Raw genomic sequence first — 12,008 nt, 5'->3', positions numbered from 1 at the left:
ACAAATTTGCGCACTGCATCGGCACGGTTGGCGATTTCGCCGTAATAGCGAACCTCGCCTTTGCGGCCTGCTTCCGCCAGACCGATCGCGATTTTTTCCTTACTCACATCCAAACCAACGTAAAGTGCGATATCATCGACCACGGCTCGTCTCCTATGTTTGAGGCTCTGGCTCTGCAGCTAACCCTCGTTCTGAACATAATGCGAGACGAGCCACCCTGCCGGCCAAGGACATGGGGTCTCATTTGGTCTTTTCCGCGGTCGAAGCGCTTTCACGGTTTAAGCCGAAACACTTCCGTCAGAAAGGCACGAACGAAAGTACAAGCCTGACTATTCGCGCATTCATTGTAGGCAATCGCTGGGTCTTTTTCGACACACGCGTCGTCATATGTGAAAGGTTTTTGCGCATCTACTGAGATTAAGGAATCCAGGCTGGCTCTTACCCCCGGGGTTGGGTATTTCAACGATTTGTTTTCGTGGTGACAGCCAGCGAGTATCATCACATTGTCGGTGAGCTTCCTGGCAGAAAATGCGGTCACGTCGGAGGCCCAGCGAGCCGGCAGCTCCATGATGTGCGCCAAAGTCGAAAAATCACCGGCACCAAGCCTGCCATCATCGCCGCCACTGAGCTTCAGTGCCACACGGTCATTTTCCAATCCGGGAAATGCGCGCGTATGCGCCTTGGTGCTTCAACCCAGCATCTGCATCGATCCGAGTCCCAGAATATCGTTCAGCAGCGCAATCCCTATCCCTACCGCCACGATGACGACGCCGATCAGAAATAGCCGTCGCGAGCGGTCGTACTTTGCAGCTATTAAGGAATCGCGCGCAAGCAGGTCAGCGAGCACTTTCACCTGGATGGCGATACCGATGGTCAGTACTATCATCGGGATGATGTCGATGCGGCTCCAATCGTTGGGGTTCGAGAGCCAGCGGCCGATGAAGTTCAGCGAGAAACCGAGAATGATCCCCGCGGCGGTCAGCGAGCCGTTACGGAACGTCGCATCGATTTTCTCCTCTGGATCTGGCTCGGACATCACGTTTCTCCGGATGACATTTCTCCAAAGAAAGGCAGAAGTAACCGCGACAGGCAAGGCCTCTGCATTCTGGCTCTTTGCGAGACACAACAAAGAACCGTCCAGACGTGGTCGCGAAGGACGGTTTACCGACCACAATAAGGCGCATCCGATACCCAGAAGCAATTGCTCGCGATGACGCTTCCGCGGTTATTGAAGATGGTCATGCATCTCAAATTTGCGGATGCAACGTTGAGAAACGTCTACCACGTCGGCACCTACAGCGTTGAATGCGCCTCCGACAATAAGCATCTCCTTCTCACCTTAGCTTCAGGCAACGGCTTCGATATCGTCTTCGACTTTGATGCTCAGATAGTGCCTGCCCTCATACGTGACCTGGAAGCTGGCGCGACGCTTCTCAAGGCGCCGCGGACGACTTTCCCGAATTGACGATTGAGCGCAATCCCATGGGAAGCGTGACTTCTCTTGTGAGGTTCAGGGAGCACAAGAGAGGAAGAAGCCCCGGCGGATGATCCGTCGGGGCTTCTTGTTCATTGCGGTCGCTTAAGTCTTAGGCACCGATCCACGGCCATCAACGCGCGTCGTGAAAGATAATTCCGACTGTATGGCGCATACCCGATCGCACACGGCTTACACCGTGGCGGAGATTGACGCGATAATTTCCCTTCGTGCCCTGTACCGGACGATTATGCACCGCGAAGGCCACCGCGTCGCCCTGGCGAAGCGGTACGACTTCAACGCGGCTCTGCATGCGCGGCCGCTGTTCGGTCAGCGCGAATTCGCCACCCGTGAAGTCGCGCCCAGGCTCGGAAAGCAGGATCGCTACTTGAATCGGGAAGGCGATATCACCGTAGAGATCCTGGTGCAGACAATTGAAGTCGCCCGGGACGTATTGCAGCAGCAGAGGCGTCGGCCGGGTCTGCCCGGCATCATGACACCGCTGCAGGAAGGAAGCATGATCGCCAGGAAAGCGTTCATCGAGCCCCATGCGCTCGTTCCATTCATTGGCAACTGCCGCCAGACGTGGATAAAGCGCGGTACGAAGTCCGGCAAGCGGATCGGGGAGTGGATATTTGAAGTAGCGATACTCGCCTTTGCCGAAACCATGTCGGGCCATGATGATATGGCTGCGGAAGCGGGTCTCGTCCGTATAGAGACCAGCGATCGCCCGGCATTCGTCTGCAGTCAGCAATTTCGGCAGGATCGCGCAACCGAAACTGTCAAGGTCTGTGTTGAGGGCAGCCCAATCATAGGTGGCTACCCTGTCCTCCGCCGACACTGCCATGGAGGCGGGATCAATGATATTGGTGCGTGGCTGGTTCATACCGCCGCCTCCTTCCGAAGCAGTTCAAGTTTGCGCTCGAGGCCCCAGCGATAGCCGGCCATATCGCCATTGCTGCGCACGACACGATGACAAGGCACCGCCAGCGCGATGGGATTTGCGGCACAGGCGCGCGCAATTGCGCGGGGATGGGTAATCGGGCTGATCCAACGGCCGAACTCGGCGTAACTCACCGTCCTGCCGACAGAAATCGCCTTCAGCTTCTCCCATACCCGCCGCTGGAAAGGTGTGCCGCGCATATCCAATGTCAGATGAAGACCATCGGATGGATTCTTGATGTAGCGAAGTACTTTCGCCATATCATCGTTGACCAGGTTTTCATCCTCAATGATCGTCGATTGGGGAAAGCGGCTCGCGAGATCGGCTGACAGTTCACTGGCGCTGTCGCCGAGCAGGATCGAGCAGACACCCTTGCTGCTCCGTGCCACGAGCACCTTGCCCAGTTCACATTGTGCGACGGCATAGGATAAAATGTCGGCGGCTGCCGGGATTGGTATTGCCTGCGGTACAAACCGCATCGCGTTCTTGTTGATCATGAGATCCATGGTCGTAGCTCCTTGCTATGTCTTCATGATCAAACCTACATTTCCGACGGGAACCCCAAACTCCGATCCTTGCTATCAAATCGATAAATCATTCCTGGGACTAACGGGCGCCGGAGAAGCCGAGGCCCCGCTCCCCGACGCTCCTCTGATGGCGGGTCGGCCGAAGCAGTGCCGACATGCTATGTCGCGTCGTGAAAAATAATGCCGAGTGTGTGGCGATGTCCCGACTGCAGGCGGCTGACCCCGTGACGAATATATGCCCGTGCTCAGATCGACTAATCCGGTTCAGCTCCGCTGACACTGCGAATCCTGCCTTCAAAGTCGAGCGAACATCTGGTCGTTCGCTGCGGCGAAACTTCGTCACGCCCCTTGCCTATTGCCTCGCGCGGTAGGGGACGCTGTTCCATCAATCAGACAAGGCGCAGGATTGTTGTTTCAGCGAGAACAAACATCTCCCCGGAGTTAAAACGTACCTCGATCTCTCCATTTTCGAGGATGTCCCAGACCGCGAAGCCATCGGCGACCAACTGGCCCACATAGGATAGCACCAGCGCCTTATCCGGGTTGCCGGCGGTAAGCGCGACGACGGCGTCGATGCTCGCTTTCGTTTCCGGTAGCGCGCGCCGACTTTTCTTTGCGCCGATGTCGCCACGAAAAAGCATGATGTGGGCGTCCTTGTCGCCGCGGTCGTCTGGCAGGCCGGGAATTTGCCTGGCAACAGGCTTGATACGATCACAGTTGGCCGAAAGATCTGTCCGTCGTCACTCCGGTTATTGTCATCAAACCGAAAGAATTCCGGCCGTTATAGCGCACAGCGGAACGTCAGATTAATGCGCCTGCGCCCGACCGCCTCGTGCATGCCTTCCTTCAGTTCCGGCACGCCGTGATAACACAGCCTGGAGGGGCCGCCCCAGACGGCGACATCGCCGTGGCGTAGCGCGAACTTCTTCACCGGATCGTTGCGCTTGAGTCCGCCGAACTGGAAGGTCGCCGGCAAGCCCAGCGACACCGATACGATCGGGTTGGTGAAGTCACGCTCATTCTTGTCCTGATGAAGCGAGAGACGAGCTCCCGGCTCATAGCGATTGATGAGGCAGGCATCGGGGCGAAATCCGGGATAGCCCGCAAGGGATGCGGAACGGACCGCCAGCTCAAGAAAACATTCCGGCATCGCGGGCCAGGGACGCCCCGTCTCAGGGTCGCAGCGGTCGTAGCGATAACCGGTGCGATCCGTGACCCAGCCAGCCGTCCCGCAATTCGTCATGGCAACCGACATCGTGAAGCCGCCTGGCGTCACCATGTGTCGAAACGGCGCCTGCCCGGTGATCTCGTCAAGTGCAGCCAGAACATCCTTCTCAAACAGGAGAGCCGCACCGCGCAAAAGCACGGCTCCTTCCGCCATGCGTTCGAATGGAGGGTCAAGAGGGACAATGTTGTCAAACAGATCGGACATGGCGTTGCCCATAGGAGTTGGCTTGGATCACCGGGTGAAAGACCGGCACGTAGCCTGCGCGGAGCGCCATGACGGTGGAAGGCGGCGTCAGAAGCCAATCGGCGCCGTTGAGGATTTGTGGTGGCGCATATCCTTCGTTCGTCCAGCGATATGCGTAGCCTCCTCGCAGAGTGAATGCCCCACCACCCCGCGCCACCACCGTGCCGTCGGGCAGGTCGTCCAGCAACCGTGCCAAATGATGGAGGCGCTTGGCGCTGCGTTCGATGCGCTCGGCGTGCAGCACAGTGTCCATTCTCCGGGCAGATGGGGGTGTTTCGCTGTTACCCTTTGCCCAGCATGCCCGATAGCGCTCGGCAGCTTGACGCCTGCAAAGAAAGCAAGGTCGATGGCCGGCGGCCAACGCAACCGCCTCGTCGAGGAAGAACAGTTCGGTCCAACTCCGCGCCGCCATGACCTCGCGATGCTGTCCCTTGTAGCTGCAGTTGCAGACCAGCCACGTCTTCGAAGCCCAGCGTTTTCTAAGCAATGTCTTGGTCGACGGGTCATGTATGATGCCGCGATTGCCGGTGAACATGCCGCGCTGCGAGATCGCAACGATGTCGCCGAACGGAGTGACGCGGTTTTGCAGGTGCATGGCTTTCTTCCTATGCCGGATATCGTCCACGGCGCAATCAAAGGTTCACGACACCATGCAGCGCGCACAGGCCGGCCGCACTCCGACTCTTGCAATCAAATCCGCAAGCGCTCGGGCGGCCTATTTCAGCACGTTTCCGCGCTCACGCGGCATGCGCCAAAGATACCATGCGGCGACCGTGCGGTGCGGCGACCAGGCTTCGGAAATCTTGCGCAATTCCTTAGGCTTGGGTTGCTCGGCGAGCGATTTTAGGGCGCGATACCCCTCGCGCACCCCGAAATCGTCGACGGGCAGGACATCCATCCGCTCCAGCGAATACATCAGAAGCATCTCCACGGTCCAACGTCCGACCCCTTTGATGATAATCATCTGCTTGATGAGCGTCTCGTCGTCCATCACGACGGCGTCTTCACGACTGGGAACAATACCCGTCAGCGCGCCCTCGGCAATCGCCTTGATCGTCGCAATCTTGCTGGCGGAGAAACCGCAGGCCCGCATTGCGTCGAAGTCGGCGGCGATCAGTTCCTCCGGACGGGGGAAATCACGGTCTTCAAACAACGCTTTGAGACGCCCAATGATCGCGTCGCCGGCCTTGGCCGTCAGTTGCTGGTAGGCAATCGCCCGAACCAGCGCCTCGTACGGCTCGCGGGCAGCCTTGGGGTCATGTCGACACGGTCCCACAAGCTCGATGAGCCCGGCCCAGTCATCGTCAACTTTCGCAAGGAATGCCATCGAATTGTCATAGCGCGAGAACGAATTCATAGGGTGTGCAGACCTCCGCATGCATCAGCACTTGTTATTCGTCTGCGACTGAAGCGCACGTCATTCATTCCGGTTCTCGCATCATTGGAAATGGCAGCCGGCCAGGCGTTTGGGATAGGAGGCGCAGATCGCATGTTTATACCGTCTGGGACGCTTCACGCTCGAGGAGCGCGCGTTTTCGAGCCACGCCCCAGGCGTACCCCGAAAGTGCGCCGTCATTGCGCACCACCCGGTGGCAGGGTATCGCCACGGCGAGATTGTTGGCGGCGCAGGCACCCGCAACCGCTCGAACCGCATTCGGCGAGCCGATACGGCGCGCAATCTCCGCATAGGATACATGCTGGCCGACGGGAATTTCCTGCAGTGCCTGCCAGACACGCCGCTGAAAGGCCGTTCCCCTGACGTCGAGCGGTAAATCCAGACCGATATGAGGATTCTCGACAAATCCGACGACACGCGCGATCAATGCCTCATATTCCCGGTCGGCGCCGACAAGGTGCGCCTTCGGGAAGCGATCCTGCAAGTCGCGCACCAATTTATCGGGATCGTCACCGAGCAAGATCGAGGCGACGCCCTTTTTGCTGGAGGCAACCAGGATCGCGCCAAGCGACGTTTGTCCGACCGCAAATTTGATCTCCTCATTGGCGCCGCCGCCACGATATTGTGTCGGCGTCATGCCAAGGATACCTGTCGACTTCTCGTAGAAGCGGCCGCTCGAATTAAAGCCCGCGTCATAGATCGCCTCAGTAACGCTGTTGCCGATTTTGAGGCCCTCACGCACCTTTTTCGCCCGGTCAGCTGCCGCATAGTCCTTCGGTGTCAGACCCGTCGCCGACTTGAACAGACGATGAAAATAGCTGGGGCTGCGATGCACTGCTTCGGCCAGCTCCTCCAGGGAAGGCTCCTCCTCGCGTTCCTCGATCATGCGGCAGGCTCGGGCGACGAGCGCGGCATTTTCGCATTTGAGCGAAAGACCGTCGGGATTGCAGCGCTTGCACGGCCGGAAGCCGGTCGCACGCGCACTCTCCAGCGTATCGTGAAGTGCGACGTTCTTTGGGTTCGCAGCACGCGACGCGCAGGACGGGCGGCAATAAACGCCTGTTGTCGAAACGGAATACCAGAGCTGGCCGTCCGCCGTCCTGTCGCGCGCTACAATTCGCGCCCAGCGCGGATCGTCCGCCACAGAAAGGGCCCGGGAACGCGGAAAAATCTTGGTCATGCTGGTCGTTGCCGTCTTCTCGTATCGTTGCAGGGCGAATTTGGTCCCAAATTGTGCCCACTACACTGCGATCTTTGCTTTCAAAGCGGATTCCCGGCCACCCGATTCTTGCGGCCATGGTGCATGGCCGGCGCGAATTCAACCGGCGAACGAACAGCCATGGCATCGATGTTTTCCAAGGCTTTGCGCAAGGCGCTGCTCGATGTTGACAACGTATAGGGGAAGTAGACGACCTCCACGCCCAAGACAGCGAGGTCCTGTTCGAGTCTGGCACCCTTCTCGACGCCTTGCCAATCGTTTCCCTCGAACAGGACGTTGAACCTGAGGTCTCTCCAGATCTCGACCTTGTCGTTGGTCGTGGCCGCGTGCACAGCGTCGACGAAGCGAACGTTACGCACGATTTCAAGCCGTTCATGGAGCGGCACGACAGGCGAGACGCCTTTATGAGCGATCAGGACCTCGTCGGCCACGACGCCAGCAATCAGGTAGTCGCAATGCTCTCTCGCCCGACGCAATAGATTGAGATGGCCAATATGAAAAAGATCATAGGCGCCGGGGGCGTAGCCGATGCGTGTCATGGCTGGATGTCCTGTTCTCGCCAGTTTAATTGAATAGGCGAAACTAGCCTGGAGAACCCGCTGCAACGCTCCGATTCCTGTTCTTCAATCAACAATTCGGCCGGCGAAACTCGAGGGATTGCGGAAGTGAAAAGGCCCGCATGACAAGCGTGCGGGCCTCGATTTGCCTGAGAGGCGTGCGCCTTCCTTCAGCGGGGCGCCGTGGTCATACTCAGGCGGCCTTGACGAGACCGAGCTGCGTCATTGCGGTGAGACCATCGTCGAGGCCGATCTCTTCGACGATCTTGCCGTCTATGACCTTGAGGATAGTCGTGCCGGTAAAGCGCATCGTGCGGCCGGTTGCAGCCGGCAGGCCGCCAATCAGGAAATCGCCGAATGCGGGACCTGTATGTGTACCACCGCCTTCCCACTGACCAACCACATAGTCGCCTTCGGCGATCAGATCGGCAGTTCCCCAGAAGTTGAGGTTCGGGAACGCGGCCCTGAAGTCGGTCATGAACGCCCTGATATCGTCGCGGCCGCGGCGCGGCTCATGCAGGGAATACTTCAGCAACATGTCGGGTGCGGTGATCTCATCGATGACCGCAAGATTGACATCCTTGCCCCAGAACTCGGTGAACCAACGGCCGACGACGGCCTTGTTATCGTCTTCTTTGCTCATAGTAGCGGGTCCTTCCATCGATTTTGAGGGATCATCGAAAGCGCTCGATGATCTGACGAAAGGGATATGCGACTGCGCAAAGTGCCAAACTCCGATTCTTACCTTCAAACAGAATGTCCGCTTGGCCGGTACAGCCCGCATCTTCATTCTCTCGCAACGATTATCGCGGTCAGTGCGTCATTGCGGAAAGCAATTGGGCGCCCGTTTCCAGCCTTCGGCGCAGGTTTTCGCCGAGCTGAACGCGAACACGTTCTCGTACGTTTAGGACGTTGGACACCCTCCTCGATGTCCCAGAGCTGCACGAAAATCTCTGACCACGCTTCGGGATTCGCCCCGCAATCCAATGCCGAGAGCCGCCCGACCTTTACTTCGGTCACATGGTATCCGGCTTTCAAGGAGTGACCATCGTAGTGAAAGACCAGTGGCAAATCCTTGGCGTGGGCCAGCGTTTCGAGCAGGAGACCGAGGCTGATACCGGCGTTCCGAATTTTTGAGTTGTCGATGGCGTTCACCTGCGCTATTCCTATATTCAATAATTAAAGGACTATTGAAATATGAATCAGCGTCAAGCCCTGACCTCCTTCGCCGCTCTCTCGCAGGAAACCCGCCTGCAAATCATACGCCTGCTCGTCGTCGCCGGCCCCGAGGGCATGGCAGCCGGAGCCCTGGCCGAGAAGCTCGAGGTCTCGCCGTCGAACATCTCCTTTCACCTGAAGGAGCTCGAGCGTTCCGGATTGATCGGTGCCCAACGCCAGTCCCGCTCGATCATCTACACCGCCAACTACGAATCCCTGGGCGGCCTCATCCGCTTCCTGATGGAGGATTGCTGCTCCGGACATCCCGAAATCTGCGCACCTGCCGCAGTGGTCGCGACATGCTGCGAACCCCAAATGGAGGAGAAACTGCAATGAGCGCCGACCACGTCTACAACGTGCTGTTTCTGTGCACGGGCAATTCCGCCCGATCCATCCTGGCGGAATCCATTCTGGAAGCAGAAGGAAAGGGCCGCTTCCGCGCCTTCTCGGCCGGAAGCCAGCCCAAGGGAAAAGTCCATCCCTGGGCCCTGAAGACCCTCGAGGCTCTCGGATACCGCTCGTCGGGCTTCTCTTCCAAGAGCTGGGACGTGTTTGCCAAGCCGGATGCGCCCCAGATGGACTTCATCTTCACAGTCTGCGACAACGCCGCCGGTGAGGCCTGCCCGGTCTGGATCGGCCATCCCGCCACCGCTCATTGGGGGATCGAGGACCCTGCGGCTATAGAGGGTTCGGAGCTCGATCAGGGTCGCGCCTTTGCCCAGGCTGCCCGGTATCTCAAGAACCGCATTTCCCTGTTCGTGAACCTGCCGCTCGCCACGATCGACAAGCTGGCGCTGGAAACCAAGCTGCACGAAATCGGCCGCATCGAGGGTAGCACCCAAGGCAAGGGCGGAGTTGCCTGACGATGTCGGCCTTTGAACGTTATCTCACCGTCTGGGTGTTCCTCTGCATCGTTATCGGCGTGGCGCTCGGGCATCTGATGCCCGGCGTGTTTCATGCAATCGGCTCGGCGGAGATTGCCAAGGTCAATATCCCGGTCGCGGTCCTGATCTGGCTGATGATCATCCCGATGCTGATCAAGATTGATTTTGCGGCTCTGAGCCAAGTCGGTCGGCACTGGCGCGGGATTGGCGTGACCCTCTTTATCAACTGGGCGGTCAAGCCATTCTCGATGGCGCTGCTCGGTTGGCTGTTCATCGGCTATCTGTTTCGATCCTTGCTGCCGGCGGATCAGATCGACAGCTACATCGCCGGCCTGATCATCCTGGCTGCTGCCCCCTGCACCGCCATGGTCTTCGTCTGGTCGAACCTGACAAAGGGAGAGCCGCACTTCACCCTCAGCCAGGTGGCGCTCAACGACGCAATCATGGTCGTCGCCTTTGCACCGATCGTCGGCCTCCTCCTTGGACTTTCCGCGATCACCGTGCCTTGGGACACATTGGTCATATCGGTCGTCCTCTATATCGTTCTACCGGTCATCGCAGCGCAGCTTCTGCGACGCAGCCTGCTGGCTGGCGGATCGACCGCGCCACTCGACCGCCTCTTGAACGCCCTGCAGCCGCTGTCGCTTCTGGCTCTACTCGCAACGCTGATTCTGCTGTTCGGCTTCCAGGGTGAGCAGATTATCGCGCAGCCCGCCATCATTGGGCTCCTGGCCGTGCCGATCCTGATTCAGGTCTACTTCAACTCCGGGCTGGCCTATCTGCTGAACCGGGCAAGCGGCGAGGAACATTGCGTCGCCGGACCATCGGCCCTCATCGGCGCGTCGAACTTCTTCGAACTTGCCGTCGCCGCTGCCATCAGCCTGTTTGGCTTCAATTCCGGCGCGGCGCTCGCCACCGTCGTCGGCGTGCTTATCGAGGTGCCGGTGATGCTGTCAGTGGTCTGGATCGTCAATCGCAGCAGGGGCTGGTACGAGCGCGGTTCCGCCGTGCGATCCGTATCCGCCTCCAGACTTACAAAGCCAAGGGAAGTCTGATCATGGATGTCACGATCTATCATAACCCGGACTGCGGCACGTCGCGCAACACACTGGCGATGATCCGCAATGCGGGTATCGAACCGACGATCATCGAGTATCTCGAGACACCGCCGGCGCGCGAGCAACTGGTGAAGATGATTACCGACGCGGGGCTCACCGTGCGCGAAGCCATCCGCGAAAAGGGCGCGCCCTATGCGGAACTTGGTCTCGACAATCCCGGACTGTCCGATGACCAACTGCTCGACGCGATGCTCAAGGAGCCGATCCTGATCAATCGTCCCTTCGTCATCACGCCGCTCGGCACGCGCCTGTCCCGTCCATCGGAACTGGTGCTGGACATTCTGCCCGATACGCACAAGGGCGCCTTCACCAAGGAAGACGGCGAGAAGGTACTCGATGCGGAGGGCAAGCGCATTGTCTGATATGCCTGCTGCATCGCTGGAGCACCTGCAACTCCCTGATCAAGCTGCGTTGCGGCCGCCCTTCTCGACCCACAAGCCGCGCATCCTCATCCTCTACGGCTCTCTGAGGGCGATCTCCTATAGTCGGCTTCTGGCGCAAGAGGCCGCGCGGCTGCTTGAACACCTCGGCTGCGAAGTGCGAATCTTCAATCCGGAGGGCCTGCCGCTGCCCGACGGCGCGCCCGCGACGCATCCCAAAGTGCACGATCTGCAGAAGCTGTCGGAATGGTCGGAAGGGCAGGTCTGGGTCAGCCCGGAACGCCATGGTGCGATGACAGGCGTCATGAAGGCGCAGATCGACTGGATTCCACTGTCAGTCGGCTCGGTACGCCCAACGCAGGGCAAGACACTGGCTCTGATGCAGGTCTCGGGAGGATCGCAGTCGTTCAACGCGGTTGGCCAGATGCGCATTCTCGGCCGCTGGATGCGGATGATCACCATCCCGAACCAGTCGTCGGTCGCCAGGGCCTTCCAGGAGTTCGACACGGACGGGCGCATGAAACCCTCGTCTTATTATGACCGTGTCGTCGATGTCTGCGAGGAGCTGGTGAAGTTCACGATTCTCACGCGCGACACGTCTGACTACCTCACCGATCGCTATAGCGAGCGAAAGGAAGAAGCCGAAAAACTCGAGCAGCGCGTGAGTCTCAAATCCATATGACCGCGGCCAGCACCGAACGTCCACCTGTCGCGCGCGAGCTAGCGCGAGCACCGATCCGGTAGCCTGCGTCGATGCATGTTCGTTGTGGAGGCAGAGGCCAACTGCCGCGGGCCAGAGTATCCTTTCCGCTTTGCCTGCG

17 protein-coding genes and 2 pseudogenes are annotated in these 12,008 nt (G+C 59.1%); 6 read left to right on the top strand and 13 right to left on the bottom strand.

What is annotated here, in order from left to right; genetic code table 11:
• Positions 1 to 271: 271 nt before the first annotated feature.
• Entirely contained in the window at positions 272 to 640 is a 369-nt protein-coding gene (locus QD409_RS02560; protein WP_430761861.1) for a hypothetical protein, read from the bottom strand.
• 48 nt (positions 641 to 688) lie between these two features.
• Positions 689 to 1,036, bottom strand: coding sequence for a hypothetical protein (locus QD409_RS02555; RefSeq protein WP_430761860.1), 348 nt, complete (start codon positions 1,034 to 1,036; stop codon positions 689 to 691).
• 198 nt (positions 1,037 to 1,234) lie between these two features.
• Between QD409_RS02555 and QD409_RS02550 the strand changes: the two genes are divergently transcribed.
• Entirely contained in the window at positions 1,235 to 1,465 is a 231-nt protein-coding gene (locus tag QD409_RS02550) for a hypothetical protein (protein WP_430761859.1), read from the top strand.
• 142 nt (positions 1,466 to 1,607) lie between these two features.
• Here QD409_RS02550 and QD409_RS02545 read toward each other — a convergent pair whose 3' ends face one another.
• The 11 genes and pseudogenes from QD409_RS02545 to QD409_RS02495 all read right to left on the bottom strand — a co-directional run.
• Positions 1,608 to 2,360: a 2OG-Fe(II) oxygenase gene (locus QD409_RS02545; RefSeq protein WP_430761858.1), complete on the bottom strand. Its 753-nt coding sequence runs from the start codon at positions 2,358 to 2,360 to the stop codon at positions 1,608 to 1,610.
• Positions 2,357 to 2,923, bottom strand: coding sequence for a methylated-DNA--[protein]-cysteine S-methyltransferase (locus tag QD409_RS02540; RefSeq protein ID WP_430761857.1), 567 nt, complete (start codon positions 2,921 to 2,923; stop codon positions 2,357 to 2,359). Before QD409_RS02540 ends, QD409_RS02545 begins: the two co-directional genes overlap by 4 nt.
• Positions 2,924 to 3,102: 179 nt before the next feature.
• Positions 3,103 to 3,186 (bottom strand): annotated as a pseudogene (locus tag QD409_RS02535) (2OG-Fe(II) oxygenase); the annotation flags it as partial.
• A gap of 147 nt (positions 3,187 to 3,333) precedes the next feature.
• Complete coding sequence (locus QD409_RS02530; protein WP_430761856.1) at positions 3,334 to 3,585, bottom strand: hypothetical protein; 252 nt, start codon at positions 3,583 to 3,585, stop codon at positions 3,334 to 3,336.
• Positions 3,586 to 3,725: 140 nt separating this feature from the next.
• Positions 3,726 to 4,376, bottom strand: coding sequence for a DNA oxidative demethylase AlkB (gene alkB, locus QD409_RS02525; RefSeq protein WP_430761855.1), 651 nt, complete (start codon positions 4,374 to 4,376; stop codon positions 3,726 to 3,728).
• Positions 4,360 to 5,010 (bottom strand): hypothetical protein, encoded by a 651-nt coding sequence (locus QD409_RS02520; RefSeq protein ID WP_430761854.1) that lies wholly within the window; start codon positions 5,008 to 5,010, stop codon positions 4,360 to 4,362. Before QD409_RS02520 ends, alkB begins: the two co-directional genes overlap by 17 nt.
• A 120-nt stretch (positions 5,011 to 5,130) precedes the next feature.
• Positions 5,131 to 5,772 carry a DNA-3-methyladenine glycosylase family protein gene (locus QD409_RS02515; protein WP_430761853.1) on the bottom strand — a complete coding sequence of 214 codons (642 nt, stop codon included), beginning with the start codon at positions 5,770 to 5,772 and terminating at the stop codon, positions 5,131 to 5,133.
• A 136-nt stretch (positions 5,773 to 5,908) separates the two neighbouring features.
• The gene (ada, locus tag QD409_RS02510) at positions 5,909 to 6,991 is read right to left on the bottom strand and encodes a bifunctional DNA-binding transcriptional regulator/O6-methylguanine-DNA methyltransferase Ada (protein ID WP_430761852.1); all 1,083 of its coding nucleotides are present in this window, start codon (positions 6,989 to 6,991) and stop codon (positions 5,909 to 5,911) included.
• An 80-nt stretch (positions 6,992 to 7,071) separates the two neighbouring features.
• On the bottom strand, positions 7,072 to 7,569 hold the full coding sequence (locus tag QD409_RS02505) for an adenylyltransferase/cytidyltransferase family protein (RefSeq protein WP_430761851.1): 498 nt from the start codon (positions 7,567 to 7,569) through the stop codon (positions 7,072 to 7,074).
• Between the two features lie 211 nt (positions 7,570 to 7,780).
• Complete coding sequence (locus QD409_RS02500; RefSeq protein WP_430761850.1) at positions 7,781 to 8,230, bottom strand: ester cyclase; 450 nt, start codon at positions 8,228 to 8,230, stop codon at positions 7,781 to 7,783.
• A 275-nt stretch (positions 8,231 to 8,505) separates the two neighbouring features.
• Positions 8,506 to 8,742, bottom strand: a pseudogene (locus QD409_RS02495) (DUF6428 family protein); the annotation flags it as partial.
• A 42-nt stretch (positions 8,743 to 8,784) separates the two neighbouring features.
• On the opposite strand from QD409_RS02495, the gene QD409_RS02490 reads away from it, so the two are divergent.
• Genes QD409_RS02490 through arsH form a run of 5 tightly spaced genes read left to right on the top strand, consistent with a single transcriptional unit; the run spans position 8,785 to position 11,869 of the window.
• Positions 8,785 to 9,141, top strand: coding sequence for an ArsR/SmtB family transcription factor (locus tag QD409_RS02490; protein ID WP_430761849.1), 357 nt, complete (start codon positions 8,785 to 8,787; stop codon positions 9,139 to 9,141).
• Positions 9,138 to 9,668, top strand: a complete 531-nt coding sequence (locus tag QD409_RS02485; RefSeq protein ID WP_430761848.1) for an arsenate reductase ArsC — start codon at positions 9,138 to 9,140, stop codon at positions 9,666 to 9,668. The genes QD409_RS02490 and QD409_RS02485 overlap by 4 nt, the downstream gene beginning before the upstream one ends.
• A gap of 2 nt (positions 9,669 to 9,670) precedes the next feature.
• Positions 9,671 to 10,744 (top strand): ACR3 family arsenite efflux transporter, encoded by a 1,074-nt coding sequence (gene arsB, locus QD409_RS02480; protein WP_430761847.1) that lies wholly within the window; start codon positions 9,671 to 9,673, stop codon positions 10,742 to 10,744.
• 2 nt (positions 10,745 to 10,746) lie between these two features.
• Entirely contained in the window at positions 10,747 to 11,169 is a 423-nt protein-coding gene (gene arsC, locus QD409_RS02475) for an arsenate reductase (glutaredoxin) (RefSeq protein WP_430761846.1), read from the top strand.
• A complete protein-coding gene (gene arsH, locus QD409_RS02470) occupies positions 11,144 to 11,869 on the top strand; it encodes an arsenical resistance protein ArsH (RefSeq protein WP_430761845.1) in 726 nt (241 codons plus the stop codon). The genes arsC and arsH overlap by 26 nt, the downstream gene beginning before the upstream one ends.
• Positions 11,870 to 12,008 lie beyond the last annotated feature (139 nt).

This window comes from Rhizobium sp. BR 315, assembly GCF_050577975.1.
Lineage (GTDB): Bacteria > Pseudomonadota > Alphaproteobacteria > Rhizobiales > Rhizobiaceae > Rhizobium > Rhizobium miluonense.
The sequence above is the reverse complement of the archived record's forward strand: the minus strand, read 5'-3'. Positions and strand labels throughout refer to the sequence as shown.